The sequence below is a fragment of the Streptomyces sp. NPDC033221 genome, assembly GCF_055577005.1.
In genome coordinates this window covers 20,998-35,884 of sequence record NZ_JBVIQN010000039.1, presented here as the reverse complement: position 1 = coordinate 35,884, position 14,887 = coordinate 20,998, and the positions used below count along the sequence as shown (strand labels likewise).

Genomic DNA, 14,887 nt, shown 5'->3' with positions numbered 1-14,887 from the left:
CACGTTTCCCGGTTGGCCACGGTCACCGTTTCCGTGCGCACGGCGCCGAGCCAAACTTTTTGGTCAACCGGGGAAGCGCGCTTACTGTTTTGGAACCGCCCGGCGCACCGCGCCTGCAGGCGTCCCTCCCCTCCTTTCGTCACCCTTGGAGACCGCCTTGTCCCGGCACCGCTGACCAACTGCTGCATCTCGCGAGCGGCAACTCGCCACGATGCCCCACCCGATCACCTACCGCACCCCGGCCGACGCCTTTCCACTTTCACCACTCGGCCGGCACGTCACTTCGAGGAACACCGCTGTGGCCCACCTCTGCCCTTCCCCGCTTGAAATCGCCCTGCCCGCGTCTGCCGTCTGCGAGGACAGCCCGGGTTGAAGGGCATAGCCGCCGCAACTGCCGGCGTCTTCTGCCTTTCCCCTCTTCTCCTGGCCGGCACCGCCGTGATGGCGGCGGCCGGCAGCGGAGCCGCTGCCCAGCATCCGTGCGCCTCGGACACGGACATCGACACCAAGGCCGTCTCCCGTCAGGTCACTGCCCTCCTGCATGGCAAGGGCGCCGAGAAAAACGTTCACGTCGAGGGCCTGGACCTGCCGGAGCAGCAGATTCCCAACGCCAAGACGATCATCGCGACGGGTATCTCTCTGCACGCTCCGGCCCGCGGCCAGGTCGTGGCGCTGGCCACCGCCATGCAGGAGTCGCGGCTGCGTAACCTCGGCAGCGGCGACCGGGACTCGCTCGGCCTGTTCCAACAGCGTCCCAGCCAGGACTGGGGCACCGCGCAGCAGATCCGTGACCCCGTCTACGCCAGCACCCGGTTCTACAAGGCACTGTTCAGCGTGCACGGCTGGCAGCAGATGACCGTCACCCAAGCCGCCCAGGCCGTGCAGAAGTCCGGCCTTCCGGATGCGTACGCCCCGTGGGAGAAGCTCGCCCGCGCCCTGCAGCAGGCCCTCGCGACGACCCTGCCGAACGGCGGCGCCGGCAGCAAGCCCGACAAACCCCCGAACGGCGCGCCGCCGACCGTCGCCGACTGTACGCCGGGCGCGGACGGTTCCGCCTTCGGACCAATCCCGGAAGGCGCCGTCCCCTCCGGCTACCAGATCCCTGCCGGTACTCCGGACAAGATCCGCAACGCCCTGGAGTGGGCGATGCACCAGCTCGGCACCCCGTACCAGTGGGGCGGCACCTGCATCAACTCGCACGGGCCCGACCCGATGGGACGCTGCGACTGCTCCAGCCTGATGCAGCAGGCGTACGCCGCCGCCGGCATCAAGCTCTCCCGCGTAACGTACACGCAGGTCGGCGAGGGCACAGCGGTCTCCCCGCAGGCGCTTAAGCCCGGTGACCTGCTGTTCGCCCGCGGCAGCGCGTCCCGGCCCGAGCACGTCGGGATGTACATGGGCGCGGGACTGGTGATCAACGCGCCGCGCACCGGCAAGCCGGTACGCATCGAGCCGGTCAAGAACTGGCAGGTCCTCGCCGCCCGCCGCGTCGTGACCTGACGCCCCGGGCCCGCCCTGCCCGCGCGCCCGGCGAGCCCGGCCGGTCCGGCCCTTCCCCGCGTCGCCGACGCCTTCGTCGTCTCCCCTTTCCGCACGGCCCGACGGCCTGCGCCCGCTAGGAGTCCCTCCCGTCCCATGCCCCTGTCCGACCGCCTGATCCAGCTCGCCTACGACCCCGGCATCTCCCCCAAGGAAGGGGGCCTGCCGGGCCTGTCCGTCCTCAAGAGCGTCGTCTCCTCCATCAATTTGTACGCCATCATCGCTGTCGTCGGTGCTTTCGCTGTGTCCCTGGCCGTGTGGGCCTGGGGCCACTTCACCGGAGGCCACCAGGCCGAGGCCAACGGCAAGAAAGGCGCGCAGATCTCCGCCGGAGCGGCCCTGGGCCTCGGCGCCGCCAACGGCATCGTGGTCTTCTTCTCCACCCTCGGCGCCCAGGTGAAGTGATGAAAAAACGTCTCGGCTCCTACGTCTCCGCCCGCACCGCCGACTGGTCCGCCAACCGGCGCGTCGCCACCGTCGCCGTCGTCATCACCGTCCTGATCGCCGTCGCCGGCCTGACTGCCTGGTTCACCGGCCGCGGCGAGGACCATGACTCCGCCCGGCCGCCTGCGGCCAGCCCCTCCGCTTCGGCTTCCTCCCCCGCGCCGTCAGCGGGCACCGGCTCGGTTCCCCGCCCTCCGCAGATCAGTGACCCGGTGGCATACGCCAAGGCGGCGGCGAAGATGCTGTGGTCCTACAACGCCCGCACCACCGGCCGCGACCAGCAGCTCGCCGGCATGCAGGCGTGGATGACCAAGGAGTCCAAGTACAGCGACTGGTCCTCGATCACCGCGCAGGTCCCCGACCCGGTCCTGTGGTCGCGGATGCACGACAATGCCCAGCACGCCAGCGCCAGCATCGGAGAGGCCCACTATCCCTCGGCGTTCAAGCAGGCGCTGGCCGACGATCCCTCCGCGCTGACCGAGGCGTCCATCTACGCCGTCACCGTCACCGGCAAGCAGACGCTCACTTGGAAGGGCGGCGGAGGCGGAGCCGAGGACCGCTCGGTCACCCTCGCTGTGCAGTGCCGGCCCTCCCACGACTGCTCACTGGTCTCCCTCGCCCCGCAGGTCGCCCCCTGACGCGCCGCTGACCGACCGAAAGGAGGCGCCCCTTCCGTGGACTTCTGCTCCATACCCGTCGCCGGCAAGCTGTGCAGCGCCGCTGACGCGATCGACTTCGTGGCCAACCCGGGCAAGGCCATCACCGAGGGCATCGGCAACTGGATCGCCAAGAGTGCCGGCGAACTCGCCGCCACCGCAGCCGATCTGGCCGCCAAGGCCGTCGACACCACCACCAAGGTCGACCTGAACGCCGCCTGGTTTCGCGACAACTACGAAACGCTGCTGCCCATCGGCCTGATCATCCTGGTCGCAACGTTCAGCGCCCAGCTCATCCGCGCCTCCGTCCGCCGCGACGGGCAGGCGATCACCCAGGCGTTCACCGGCACCGCCATCGGCGTGCTGTTCGCCTTCGGCGCCATCGCGCTGACCACGGTCGCCATCGAAGTGGTCGACGCTCTGTCCGACGGTCTGTTCAAGGCGGCGGGCAGCAGCGTCGAGGACGCGGTACGGCGCATGGTCAAGGTCTCCCAGATCGGCTCCCTGTCCGGCCTGGGCTGGCTCGTGCCCACCCTCGCCGCCCTCGGTGCTGCCTTCGGCGCGGTCCTGTACTGGTGCGTGATGATGGTCCGCAAGGTCGGCATCCTGGTCCTGGTTACCCTCGCGGTCTTCGCCGGCGCCGGCGGCGGCTGGGAGGTCGCCCAGCGCTGGCGCAAGGGCTGGATCGAAGCCACCGCCACCCTCATCGTCAGCAAACTGCTTATGACCATCGTCTTCCTGCTGGGCATCTCCGCCATGGGCAAGACCGAAGCCAAGGACGGCCTCGGCGCCCTCGCCGACGTCCTGTCCGGCGTCGTCATCATGGTGCTGGTCCTGCTGTGCCCGTACGCCACGTTCAAGTTCGTACACTGGGCAGCCGAAGGATCCGACGGCGAGACCCTGCACCGCGCCGGTGGCGCCGGAGCCCAGATGGCCCGGCAGCACACCGAGCGCGCCGGCCGCAAGGCCGCCTCGATGGCCGCGGGCGGCGGCGCCGGAGGCGCAGCCGCCGGAGCAGGCGCCGCACCGCAAGGCCCCTCCGACATTCCCGGACAGGGCTCCGGCGGCATCACCGCCGCCAACCCGTCCAGCGAAAGTCCTGGAGGACAGGGCAGCGAAACCACCGCATCGCCCGCCCTCGACCTGGCCAAGAAGGGTGCCCAGCCTCCGCCCACCCGCCCAGGCGAAGATGCTGGTGGCCGCGTCGGCGGCCCACCTGCCGGAGCAGCTGGAGGCGGCCCCGCCAGCCAGGGCGCCGACGACAGCCAGTGGGGCGTCACCGACCGCGCCTCCGTGCCTCCGCCGCAGGGCGCGCCGTCCTCCGGGTCCGGGGCGGCGACCGGCCCGGCCTCTCCTCCCCCTCCGCCTGCCGGTAGCTGACGACCTCCCATTCCGTGGGACGTGCCGTACCCCGGTACGTCCCACGGGCTCCCGCTCCGCTGCCCCGCGCTCTTCGAACGGTCTTCTCCCCCATGTCCGACGCCTCCGCCGTCGCGCCGATGACGGTGAAGTTCCCTCACCGCAGCCGCCGCGGCATCCTTCTCGGCCTGTCCTTTCCCCAACTCCTCCTGGTGTCCGCTGCCCTGGCGCTGCTCCTGGTCATCGTGGTCACCACCGGCCTCCTCGGTGCCGTCCTTCTGCTGCCGCTGTGGGCCGCGGTCGGTGCCCTGGTGATCATCCGCCGCAACGGGCGCTCCCTGATCGACTGGGCCCCGGTCATCGCCCGCTACGCCCGCCGTCGGCGCGCCGGACAGACACTGTGGCTGGCCCGGCCCGCCTCCCGGCCCCGGCACGACGGCCTGCTGCACCTGCCCGGCACCGCCGCCTCGCTGCGGGTGGTCACCCCATCCGACTCCCAGTCGCAGGCCGCCGCCGTCCACGACCCGCACGCCCAGACCCTGACCGCCGTCGCCCGCGTCTCCAGCCGCGCCTTCGCCCTGCTGGACCCGGCGACGCAGAACGCCAACGTGCGCGGCTGGGGCCGGGCCCTGGCCGGCATCGCCCGCACCGGCAACATCGCCACCGTGCAGGTCCTGGAGCGCACCGTGCCCGACTCCGGGGACGCCCTCGCGCGCCACTGGAACCGCCACGGCCAGCCGCAGACACAGGTCGCGGGCCAGGTCTACGCCGACCTCGTCGCCTCCGCCGGGCCCGCCGCCGCCCCGCACGAGGCGTACCTGGCCATCGCCCTGGACCTCAAGGCCGCCCGGCGCCTGATCAACCAGGCCGGGGGCGGCCTGACCGGCGCCTTCACCGTGATGCAGCAGACCACCAGCTCGGTGGCCCAGGCCGCCCACAACGCGGGCCTGGCCGTCACCGGCTGGCTGACCGCCCGCGAGATCGCCGCGGTCATCCGTACCGCCTACGACCCCAGCGCCCTCTCCGCCCTGCAGCAGTGGTCCGAGACCGGACGGGCCGAGGCCGATCCGGCGGCGGCCGGACCCGTCGTCCAGGTCGAGGAGTACGACCGCATCGGCACCGACACCGCCCGCCACGCCACCTACTGGGTCGAGAACTGGCCCCGCACCGCGGCCCCCGCCGGATTCCTGCACGGTCTGCTGTTCAGCGCCGGCGTCCGCCGCGCCCTGTCCCTGATCTACGCGCCCCAGGCCCTGGAGTCCGCGCTGCGCGACGTCCAGCGCCGCAAGGCCACGATCATCGCGGACGCCGCCGAACGCCGCCGCAAGGGCATGGTCGACTCCGAGGAGGACAGCGTGGAGTATGCCGACGTCAAGGACCGCGAGCGGCAACTGATCGCCGGGCACGCCGACGTCGCCCTGACCGGCCTGCTGACCATCAGCGCCGAGAGTGACGCCCTGCTGGACGCGGCCTGCGCCCAGATCGAAACGGCCGCCGTCAGCGCCCAGGTCGACCTGCGCCGCCTGAACTACCAGCAGCCCGACGCCTTCACCCTGACCGCACTGCCCCTCGCCCGCACCGCCCTGTAACCGGAGGCCGTCCTGACACCGTCCCCGCACCTGATCGACGATCTTCTCGACCTGCTGGCCGACCTCAAAGAGCTGCAGCACCGCCACCAGCAGCAACTGGACGCGCATCGCGACGCGGACGGCGAAGTCATCGAAGACCAGCGCGCCGCGTACGAGGAAGCGCGCGAAGAGACGGCCCTCGAAGCCAGCGACCGGCTCGACACCGTCATCCACCGCCTGGACCAGCTCGTCGCCACCCCGGCCCGCCGGGCCTTCACCGTCGCCCTCACCAGCCCCGGCCATGAGGAAGGCGCCGAACCCTGGCTGTTCGTCGTCAACGCCACCGACCTCAATACGGCGTACCGCACGCTGACACGCCTGCCCACGTACCGCCAGTGGATGAGCGACAGCCGCGTCCCGGGCGCCGCCACCGTCACCCCCGACGTCGGAAGGCTGGTGATCAGCGAGAGCCACCCCGGTACCCGCCCCCACGGCCCGTACACCGATCTGCGCGACGAGCAAGCGCGGTGTCCGGACGAGTCCTCTGCTCCGTGCCGGCTTCCCGTGCCCCCAGCCGCTCCCGCCCCGCGCCGCTCCCGCTGACACGGCCCGCACCACCGTCGAGCCGGCCATCACCGCCTGCCCCATGGCAGGAAGGATTCCCTTGATCTCTGCGAACACCAGCGACGCGTACCCCTTTCTGCGCGCCGCCTCCGCCGGGCTGCGTCACCACGCCCGCGCCCAGGCCCCGGTTGGGCCCACGGACCGCCTGCAGGCCGACCTGCTGCACGCCCACCTCACCGCGCTCCACCGGCTGCTCGACCAGCTCGCTGAGGGCACCCGGCCGCCGCACCCGGCCGCGGGCCGGCACTTGTCCACCGCGCGTACACGGCTGTGGCAGGCCAGCGACGCCGTCCACGACGCCTTCCACCTCCTGCCGCCCTCCTCCGGCACCGACGCACACTGCCACCCCGAGCACCTGTCGACCGGCCCCCCGGTACTGACCATCTGCCAGCGCCACCTCGCCTCCGGGCACGCCATTCGCCGCAAGACCACCCCCGCCGACCTCCACGCCCCGCTGCCCGGCCACACCACCACCTGCGCCCCGTGAGCACGCACCGCCGAATCGAGCCCGCCCGATGACCCACCGGCCCGCCCGCCGCGCCCGCCGCGCCTCGGTGTCCCCCCTGTTCACCCCGCACGGCACCGACCGCGCCGCCCGCAAGGCCGCCCGCCGCCAGCTCGCCGAAGCACACGCCAAGGCCCGCGCCGCCTCCACCACGCACCCGCCGGGCCAGGCACCGGCCGAACCGGAGATGCCGCTGCCCCTGTACCCGGGCAGTGGGCGCCCCGGGCCGGCCTCCGCACGCGGCACGCGCCTGAAGCTGCCCGCCCACCGCATGACCACCGCGACCGCCTCCGGTGCCTATCCCTTCCTCGCTGAAGGTGGACTCGGTGCCGAGGGCATCTACATCGGCCGCGACGTTCACGCCGAAGCCTCGTTCGTGTTCGACCCCTTCGCCCTGTACGGCAAGATCGAAGGCTTCACCAACCCCAACGTGCTGCTGGCCGGCGTGATCGGGCAGGGCAAGTCCGCGCTGGCCAAGAGTTTCGCGCTGCGTTCGGTCGCCTTCGGCTACCGCATCTACGTACCGTGCGATCCCAAGGGGGAGTGGACGCCGGTCGCCACCGCGCTCGGCGGCACCTCCATCGCCCTGGGCCCCGGCCTGCCCGGCAAGCTCAACCCGCTGGACGCCGCCCCCCGCCCCCAAGGCGTCTCCGAGGACGACTGGGCGGGCGAGATCCGCAAGCGCCGGCTGCTCCTGCTCGGGTCACTGGCCCGCACCGTCCTCGGGCGGGACCTGCTGCCCATGGAGCACACCGCCCTCGACGTCGCCCTGGACGCCGTCGTCACCCGGGCCGCCACCGTCCGGCGCACCCCGCTGCTCGGTGACATCGCCGCCACCCTCAACGACCCCCAGCAGCTCGACACCGCCGCCGGAGCGATGTCCGGGCGTCTCGGCGACGCCGCCCGCGACCTGGCCCACGCCCTGCGCCGCATGGTCCACGGCGACCTCGCGGGCATGTTCGACGCCCCCTCCACCGTCACCTTCGACCCCACCTCGCCGATGCTGACCATCGACCTGTCCCGGCTCGGCGGCTCCGGCGACGACACCGCCCTCGTCCTCGCCATGACCTGCGCCTCCGCCTGGATGGAATCCGCCCTCGCCGACCCGCACGGCGGCCGGCGCTGGGTCGTCTACGACGAAGCCTGGCGCCTGATGCGCCACCCCGGCCTGCTGGAACGCATGCAGTCCCAGTGGAAACTCTCCCGCGGCCTGGGCATCGCCAACCTCATGGTCATCCACCGGCTGTCCGACCTGCTCACCGCCGGCGACGCCGGATCCCGCGGACGCGCCCTGGCCGAGGGACTCCTGGCCGACTGCTCCACCCGCATCGTCTACCGCCAGGAGACCGACCAACTGCACGCCGCAGCCACCCTGCTCGGCCTCACCTCGGTGGAGACCGAAGCCATCTCCCACCTCAACCGAGGCCGCGGCCTGTGGAAGGTCGCCGGACGCTCCTTCATCGTCCAGCACCTTCTGCACCCCCACGAGGGGCAGCTCTTCGACACCGACGCCCGCATGCACTGAAAGATCCGCGCCTTGCCCGCTTGCCCCCTACTCCCCAAAAGCCCTGAATATGCCGCCCTGTTGACGGCCCTTGCACCTGTCACGGCCTCGCGAGACCACCGGGGGCGGGGCGATGGCACGTGACCCTGCACCTCGTGCCCGTTCGCTCCCGCGACGCCGCCGCGTTCGTCCGGGCCTGGCACCGCCATCATCCACCTCCCGCCGGGCAAATCTTCGCCGTGGGTGCGGCCGACGAGAACGGCATTCTGCGGGCCGTCGCGATAGCCGGACGGCCAGTCGCCCGACACCTGGACGACGGAGCCACCCTCGAAGTCACCCGCACCTGCAGCGACGGAGCCCGCAACGCCAACTCCATGCTGTACGCAGCGGTATGGCGGGCGGCGAAGGCCCTGGGATACAACCGCGTGATCACCTACACCCAGGACGGGGAGAGCGGCGCCAGCCTTCGCGGCGCCAACTGGCGGATCCTGGCACAGCGGCGCCCCCGCCCCGGATGGCACGCCCCTTCCCGACCACGCGTCCCGCGCGGCACCGAGTACATCGCCCGCACCCTGTGGGAACCAGCGGAATGACCCCCGGCCCTCACCGGGCCACATCCCTCCTGCCAAGACGTTCGTCGAGTGGCGGCAAAGTACCGGCCGACCGCGGATGCGCCGCACACCAACACGAGGCCCGTACGCGCCAGCGTCTCTTATCGCCTTCGTCCCCACCTCCACGCCACATCACCGGAGCCCATGCCCCAGCCCCGTCCCGACCTTTCCCACTTCGCTTCTCGCCTCGCCCATCACCTGCCCGGAGACTGGCATTACGGCTACCGTCGCCATTCCGCGTACCCCGAGCAGTTCCGTCACGGCCAGCAGGTCTGGGGCGGCGGCCCGGCCCTTAAAGCCATCCACGAATTCGTCCTGGAACACGAAGTCGTGATGAACGGGCCCGATGGGCAGCGGCTGTACATCATCGACCGGCCGCTGCGCCGCGATCAGTTCCTCGTCGCCCCCCTCGCGCCTGCGGTCAACTTCGACACCGACCCCTTCGACGAGGTGGACGAGCCCAACGGCATCGCCGTCCCCGCCGATGGCGCACGCGCCGCCGCCGCGGTCTCCCGCCGACTGCTGCCCCACTACCGAAAGGCTCTTGATGTCCTGCGCCGGCGCCCCGAAGAGCCTCCCGCCTCCCGGCCCGCACCCTCCGCAGTGTCCCGAGCCGTAGCGCTGAAGCTGGACAGCGATGGCTGTTGGACCACGCCCGACGATGCCCTGAGCGCTACGGCCCGTACCGCGCTGTATACCCAAGGTTTTCAGCACTTCCCCAGTACGCGTCTGTTCATGCTGCCCGCCTCATACGGCGTTGCCGAGCAAACGCAGCGGATATCCAACGTCGCCCGTCAACTCGCCCCCCTCGGCATCGAGGTCAAGCTGCATCACACACCGCGCGCAGCGACCGTTCCTCCGCCCCCTCGGATAGCAAAACCCGTTTCCGCACCCCACCGTTGATGCGGACCAGCGGCACTGCGGTGCCCCTTGCGCCGCACAGACATTCCGAGAAAGCCCGTGCATTGTGATCAGTTCGATGCCGAGCTGTACGGCAGTGCCGGACCTCTCAGCGCCACAGAAGTAGCCCCCGGACACCCGCCACTCCAGGCCAACGGTGCCTCGCTGGCACCCCCAACTCACGGCGATAGAGACAACCCTAAGAGGCTCGTGAAACCCGACATCCAACACCACCTGATACCGCGCGAAGACGTCCTTCGCCTTATCGGCGCGCTCAACCCGATAGAGGCCAAGTGCTCCGAGAGCGCCCAGAAGTGGCATCTGCTGGACGAGAGCGGCCACATGCCGGCCGCGCCCTCCTTCACCGAGCTGTTCCAGCACGCCACCGAAACGCAGAACCTCTCCCGTGACACCTTCCGGCTCACCGGCGACTTCGCCGCGAACCCCCACAGCACCACCCGCGCCGGGCGCGCCACCCTGGTCCATCTCGCGATGGCGAGCACCACGTCGGCCCACGCAGCATCGCACTTGTCGGACACCGCGGAGGCCGCCCTCTACCTGCCGGTCGTCTCCCGCCCAACCGACCAGCACTACCTGGAGAACCGCATGGTCCTCGACCACGCATCGGCCCGCGCCTACCTGCGCCGCACATCGGAAGCGATGCGCGACGCGCTCAAGGAACTCAACGGCCACCTCGACTCCCATCGCTCGTTCCCCGCGCCCTCCCGCCGGCAGAGCCCCGCGCCGCCACCGCCTGGACTGAGCGGTCGCCACCGCTGACCCGGGCCATTCCCGCCCTTCAAGGAGTCCCCTGAACCGCCCCTCGCGGCGTCAGCTGGCGAATGGTGGCTCGCCGGCCCCGGCCCGGCCGAAAAGCCCCTTCCCGTCCGCGGAACTCCCGCGATGCCCCGTACGCCCTCTGCATCCTGTGGGAAGCAGCGAAGTGAAACAGCCGCCTTCTGCCGCAGGGGCACCGCCGTTGCCCCGACCCGACAGGAACCTTCGAGGGCATCAGCGCATCTGAAGCCCTACGACGGTGCCGCTGAGGTTTTAGCCCGGTACCGCTCTGCCCCCAAGGAAAGCCTTGCCCCCTCACCAGTCCGGCTTCGAACCGTCCGACAACGCCGTACGCAATAACCAGGTCAGCGCTGACGCGCTGCACCGCTGGGCCGAGCGGAGCGCTCGGGAGTTCACCGACCGCCTCGCCGTCGCAGGCGCCGGCCAGAGCATCACCGCCTGGACCGACCAATTGCGCGGCGCCCGCACCGCCGCGGAGTTCCAGGCCGTCGCCGAGGCGGTCGTCGGTGACGGTCGCAGCGGGATCGGCGCACTGCACCAGTTCCTGGAGACCGCCGCCGAATGGTGCGGACGCCACCACGAGCCCGGCGTAGCCGACCACTACCGCGTCTACGCCCGGCGCCTTGCCGACCTCGGCGAGGCCCTGACCGACCTCGGCGAAGACCACCTCCTGGATGCCTACCGCCGCGCCCACCGCCCCCCGCAGCCGCCCCGCCCCGCCCCGGTCGTTGCACCGTCGCCTCCCGGCACCACTGCGCCGCGCCGCCCCGCCCGTTAACCGCCCGTAGAAGGGATCCACTTCTGTCCACGCGGTCCTTCCTCGCCCGCCCCACCGAGACCGGCTACAGCGGCATCTACGTCCACCTTGACGGCATACCCAGCCACCACCTACCCCTGCTGCTCACCGCACACCGGTACCGCTTCGCCGGTGATACCGACGCCCTGATCCGGCACCTCGTCGACCAGGTCGCTGTCGCCTGGGACGAGCTGGGCACCGACCTCCTCGACGGTGCCCCCGCCGCCCTGCGCACCGTGTTGACCGGCGGGGAGAGCTGGCCCAGCCGCACGATGGACGACCTCATCTGCCCGGACGGCTCCCCACCCCAGCGCATGACCGTCACCGAGGAAAGCGCGGGCGAGCAGGACCTGCAATGGGGGTATGTCCTGCATCCGCACGGCATCGAAGTCATCAGCTTGCACGAAGACCTCCGCGGTCCCGTCGTGAGCTGGGATACCGACCCCCGCGCCCGCTTCAGCGACCACCCGGGCCAGTGGCGCCCATCGTGCCCGCCGCCGCTGTCCCCGCCGCCGGAGCTTTTGCCGTCCAGCCGCCTTGGCACCCAGCCGGCCACCGCCCCCGCCACCGTCTCAGCGCCCCGCACGCCCGCACGCCGCTGATACCCGCTCGCCCCGTCTCTGGAGTACCTGCTGTCCCACCACGCTGCCAGCCCCGACATCACGATCATCATCGCCACCCAGCTGCGTCCCGAACGCCTGGACTACCTGTGCGAGCTGCACCACAGCCTCGCCCAGCAGACCATTCCGTGGGAGGCGGTACTGGCCGTGGACGGCGCCGACCCCGGCTGCGTCCCGTCGGCGCTCGCTGATGACCCGCGCGTCCGTGTCCTGGCGCTGCCGCGTGCGGTCGGCGCCGCCGCGGCCCGCAACCTGGCTCTGAACCAGGTACGCACCAAGTTCGTCGCCTACGCCGACGACGATGATCTCCTGCCCGCCGACAGCCTCGCGGTGCGCCACCGGCACCTCACCGCGACGGGACTCGGCTGGGTGGCCGGGTGGTCGGCGGACCTGCTGCCGGACGGCACCACCCGCACCTGGATCTGCCCCGCCCCGCCCGGCCGCCACGAGCCCGGAGATGTGTGGACGTACTGGGCCGCGCCTTCCGCCGAGATCCCGCTGGGCCAGACCATGCTGCTGGCACACACCGAGCTGGTCCGGGCCGCCGGGGGCCACGGCGGACTGCCCCAGGCCGAGGACTTCCTCATGGTCAACGGTGTCACCACTCTGGCCGCGGGCGAACTGCTGCCCCACGTCGTGTATTTCTACCGCAAGCACCCCCACCAGATGACCTGTGGTCCGCAGTTCGACACGTTCGAGGGGCCCGCGCGCGAATTCGCCTTCCGCCACGGCCAGCGGCTGCGCGCCGCCCTGGCCGAATGCCCTCGCGTCACAGCCGTCACCAGCGGGTCATGAGAAGTTTTCGCGGCTGGTCGATGGAGTCAGGGTCCTGATTCTGCCTCGCCAAGACCTGCCACCGCCACCGAAGCGCCGGTGATTGGGCCGGGCGGCGCCGCGCGTCCGCCGCGCTGCCCGGCACTGCGAATACGCAGGCCCCCATCGAACCTTCGCCTGGAGCTGTATGCCCGATTCTTCCCTCGCCCACATCACTCTGACGTTCAGCCGCAGCGCCGGCATCGTGGCCATCCCCACCGGAAGGCAGTACCGCTGGGCCAAGACGGCCCTGAGCACCTCCGGCTTCCAGCGTCGCGACGACGGCACCTTCACCTTGCCGGTCGGTGATCCGCAGGCTGCCCGCACGACCGTTTCCGACCTCATCCGTGCCGCGCAGCGCCACCAGACCACCGTCAGGGCCAGCACCCGCCGCTTCCTCGGTGATGTGGCCCAGGACTTTGCCGACCAGCTTCGCGGCACCTGGACAGTCAAGCTGGAGGTCTACTCCCATCCGCTGTGGCAGGAGGACCTCGTGCCGTGGCTGTGGGACCGTGGAGAGCTGTCGCAGGCCGTCCAGAACCTGCAGGTGCCGTACGCGGCCGTCCTCAGCAACGACGCGGACATCGCCTTGCTGCTCATCGAGCGGCCGGGCCACCAGCACGGCTACGTGGTGGGCGCCTTCGCCCCGGACGGCTTCACCGACAACTACCACGAGCCGCAGGCCCCGCACAGCGTCATCGTGCCCGCCGCCTCCGGGCTGGCCGGCCGCATCGTGACCGACCGGTTCCTGCCCGCCTACCACCAGGCCCTGCTCGCCCGCCGCACCACCACGGTCGAAGATGCCCTCGCCCGGATCCGCGAGGAGTACCAGACCTGGCAGGCCATGGTCGCCTCCGGCCGGGACAGCGACGCCAGCCCGCTCCGTCCGGACAGTCTCCACCAGGCCAACGCCGCCTTGCGCGACCTCGCCTGGTCGGCATTCCGAGACGTCCTCACCCACGGCCCGGCCCTGCTGGAGCGCTGTCCCCCCGATACGGCCAGCCGTCGTAAGGACGCCGACGCTCTGGAGCGGCTGCGCTCCGCGCTGCACAGCACCCAACGTGCCCGAGCGGAGTGGAACGACGTCATGGACGGCCTGCGGCAGTCTCCCGACACTCAACGCGTCATCCCGTTCGTGGAGGCCGAGGCACAGCGCGACACCCGGGTGTGGCCGGCGATCGAGACGTGGCTCAAGGACGGCGATGTCCTGCTGCGGCAGGCCCGCGCCGCCTCCGGAGGACCGCCGCGCCCGCTGCGGGCCCAGGAGACCGCGCTGTCCGCCACCGCCCCAGCGCTGCCCGCGCCCTCCGCAGCCCCCGACGCCGCCCCGCGCCGCTGAAGCACCGAGAAAGGCCCGCCTATGGACCAACCGCACGTCCACTTCGCCATCGACTCGCAGTACGGCTTCGTCGCCGCCCCCACCGACCGCTTCCCGTCCCACCTCGCCCACTGGTACCTGGTCCGCGAACAGTTCGTCCCTGTGCTTGAGGCGCCGGGGCTGTACCGGCTCACCCATCAGCGCCAAGACGGGCTGCGCCGTACCCGGCAGGCCGTTCATGACCTGCGCCGGCACGGGTGGACCGTCCACGCCGACGACGTTCTCTATGCCGCGCCGCACTCCGCACCTTCTGCGCTGTCAGCCCAGCGCTCCCAGGCCGCCCGCGCCGCCGCCACCAGCTCGCCGCAGTACAACCAGTCCCTGGGGCCGCCGCCCCTCGGCGCCACGCCCCCGAGTTCTCCGCCACAGGCACCGCGGGCTGTAGCCCCCGGACACGGGCGAGGCAGGTGAGCGTGGCCGACGAGCCGATCCGCATCACGCGCGGCCCCGGCGGAGAGGTCGAAGCCGAGGGCCTGATCGACGCCTTCGCCGCGAGCTTCCTGCGCCGCGCCGGGTTCCTGTCCCAACCCGTCCTGTACGGCACCTGGCATCGGCTGCCGTTTGACCTCGGCCCCGTATGGGAGAACGAGCACGCCGCCTTCGCGGCAGAGATGCTCACCGCGGCCCACTACCCGGTCATCCTCGGCTCGGACCTGCGCCCGGCCCAGCCCTCCGGCCCAGCCGAACCCGCCATCGGGCGCCGTTCCAATGCGGGGTCGCGCCCCCACCCACCGCAGCCCACTCGCGCACCCAGCGCCCGCCGTTGATGTCC

General features: G+C 71.5%; 17 protein-coding genes. 16 read left to right on the top strand and 1 reads right to left on the bottom strand.

What is annotated here, in order from left to right:
• Positions 1-369 precede the first annotated feature (369 nt).
• The 12 genes from ACZ53K_RS35730 to ACZ53K_RS35675 all read left to right on the top strand — a co-directional run bounded on the left by ACZ53K_RS35730 (position 370) and on the right by ACZ53K_RS35675 (position 11,286).
• A complete protein-coding gene (locus tag ACZ53K_RS35730; RefSeq protein ID WP_468845194.1) occupies positions 370-1,500 on the top strand; it encodes a C40 family peptidase in 1,131 nt (376 codons plus the stop codon).
• Between the two features lie 135 nt (positions 1,501-1,635).
• Positions 1,636-1,944, top strand: a complete 309-nt coding sequence (locus ACZ53K_RS35725; protein WP_468845191.1) for a DUF6112 family protein — start codon at positions 1,636-1,638, stop codon at positions 1,942-1,944.
• Positions 1,944-2,621, top strand: a complete 678-nt coding sequence (locus tag ACZ53K_RS35720; RefSeq protein WP_468845189.1) for a hypothetical protein — start codon at positions 1,944-1,946, stop codon at positions 2,619-2,621. The genes ACZ53K_RS35725 and ACZ53K_RS35720 overlap by 1 nt, the downstream gene beginning before the upstream one ends.
• A gap of 36 nt (positions 2,622-2,657) precedes the next feature.
• Positions 2,658-4,019 (top strand): SCO6881 family protein, encoded by a 1,362-nt coding sequence (locus tag ACZ53K_RS35715; RefSeq protein ID WP_468845186.1) that lies wholly within the window; start codon positions 2,658-2,660, stop codon positions 4,017-4,019.
• 92 nt (positions 4,020-4,111) lie between these two features.
• Positions 4,112-5,587, top strand: coding sequence for an SCO6880 family protein (locus ACZ53K_RS35710; RefSeq protein ID WP_468845184.1), 1,476 nt, complete (start codon positions 4,112-4,114; stop codon positions 5,585-5,587).
• Positions 5,588-5,965: 378 nt separating this feature from the next.
• The gene (locus ACZ53K_RS35705; RefSeq protein WP_468845181.1) at positions 5,966-6,169 is read left to right on the top strand and encodes a hypothetical protein; all 204 of its coding nucleotides are present in this window, start codon (positions 5,966-5,968) and stop codon (positions 6,167-6,169) included.
• Positions 6,170-6,212: 43 nt separating this feature from the next.
• Entirely contained in the window at positions 6,213-6,677 is a 465-nt protein-coding gene (locus tag ACZ53K_RS35700) for a DUF6238 family protein (RefSeq protein WP_468845179.1), read from the top strand.
• 28 nt (positions 6,678-6,705) lie between these two features.
• Entirely contained in the window at positions 6,706-8,220 is a 1,515-nt protein-coding gene (locus ACZ53K_RS35695; protein WP_468845176.1) for a VirB4 family type IV secretion system protein, read from the top strand.
• A 134-nt stretch (positions 8,221-8,354) separates the two neighbouring features.
• Positions 8,355-8,792 carry an XF1762 family protein gene (locus tag ACZ53K_RS35690; protein WP_468845173.1) on the top strand — a complete coding sequence of 146 codons (438 nt, stop codon included), beginning with the start codon at positions 8,355-8,357 and terminating at the stop codon, positions 8,790-8,792.
• Between the two features lie 162 nt (positions 8,793-8,954).
• Positions 8,955-9,713: a hypothetical protein gene (locus tag ACZ53K_RS35685; protein ID WP_468845170.1), complete on the top strand. Its 759-nt coding sequence runs from the start codon at positions 8,955-8,957 to the stop codon at positions 9,711-9,713.
• Positions 9,714-9,920: 207 nt separating this feature from the next.
• Positions 9,921-10,490, top strand: a complete 570-nt coding sequence (locus tag ACZ53K_RS35680; protein WP_468845167.1) for a hypothetical protein — start codon at positions 9,921-9,923, stop codon at positions 10,488-10,490.
• 304 nt (positions 10,491-10,794) lie between these two features.
• Positions 10,795-11,286 (top strand): hypothetical protein, encoded by a 492-nt coding sequence (locus ACZ53K_RS35675; RefSeq protein WP_468845164.1) that lies wholly within the window; start codon positions 10,795-10,797, stop codon positions 11,284-11,286.
• 110 nt (positions 11,287-11,396) lie between these two features.
• Here ACZ53K_RS35675 and ACZ53K_RS35670 read toward each other — a convergent pair whose 3' ends face one another.
• Positions 11,397-11,708 (bottom strand): hypothetical protein, encoded by a 312-nt coding sequence (locus ACZ53K_RS35670; protein WP_468845161.1) that lies wholly within the window; start codon positions 11,706-11,708, stop codon positions 11,397-11,399.
• A gap of 216 nt (positions 11,709-11,924) precedes the next feature.
• On the opposite strand from ACZ53K_RS35670, the gene ACZ53K_RS35665 reads away from it, so the two are divergent.
• The 4 genes from ACZ53K_RS35665 (at position 11,925) to ACZ53K_RS35650 (ending at position 14,882) form a co-directional block, all read left to right on the top strand.
• Positions 11,925-12,719, top strand: coding sequence for a glycosyltransferase (locus ACZ53K_RS35665; protein WP_468845324.1), 795 nt, complete (start codon positions 11,925-11,927; stop codon positions 12,717-12,719).
• A gap of 166 nt (positions 12,720-12,885) precedes the next feature.
• Positions 12,886-14,076, top strand: coding sequence for a hypothetical protein (locus ACZ53K_RS35660; RefSeq protein ID WP_468845159.1), 1,191 nt, complete (start codon positions 12,886-12,888; stop codon positions 14,074-14,076).
• 21 nt (positions 14,077-14,097) lie between these two features.
• Positions 14,098-14,526 (top strand): hypothetical protein, encoded by a 429-nt coding sequence (locus tag ACZ53K_RS35655; protein ID WP_468845157.1) that lies wholly within the window; start codon positions 14,098-14,100, stop codon positions 14,524-14,526.
• A gap of 2 nt (positions 14,527-14,528) precedes the next feature.
• The gene (locus tag ACZ53K_RS35650) at positions 14,529-14,882 is read left to right on the top strand and encodes a hypothetical protein (protein ID WP_468845154.1); all 354 of its coding nucleotides are present in this window, start codon (positions 14,529-14,531) and stop codon (positions 14,880-14,882) included.
• Positions 14,883-14,887 lie beyond the last annotated feature (5 nt).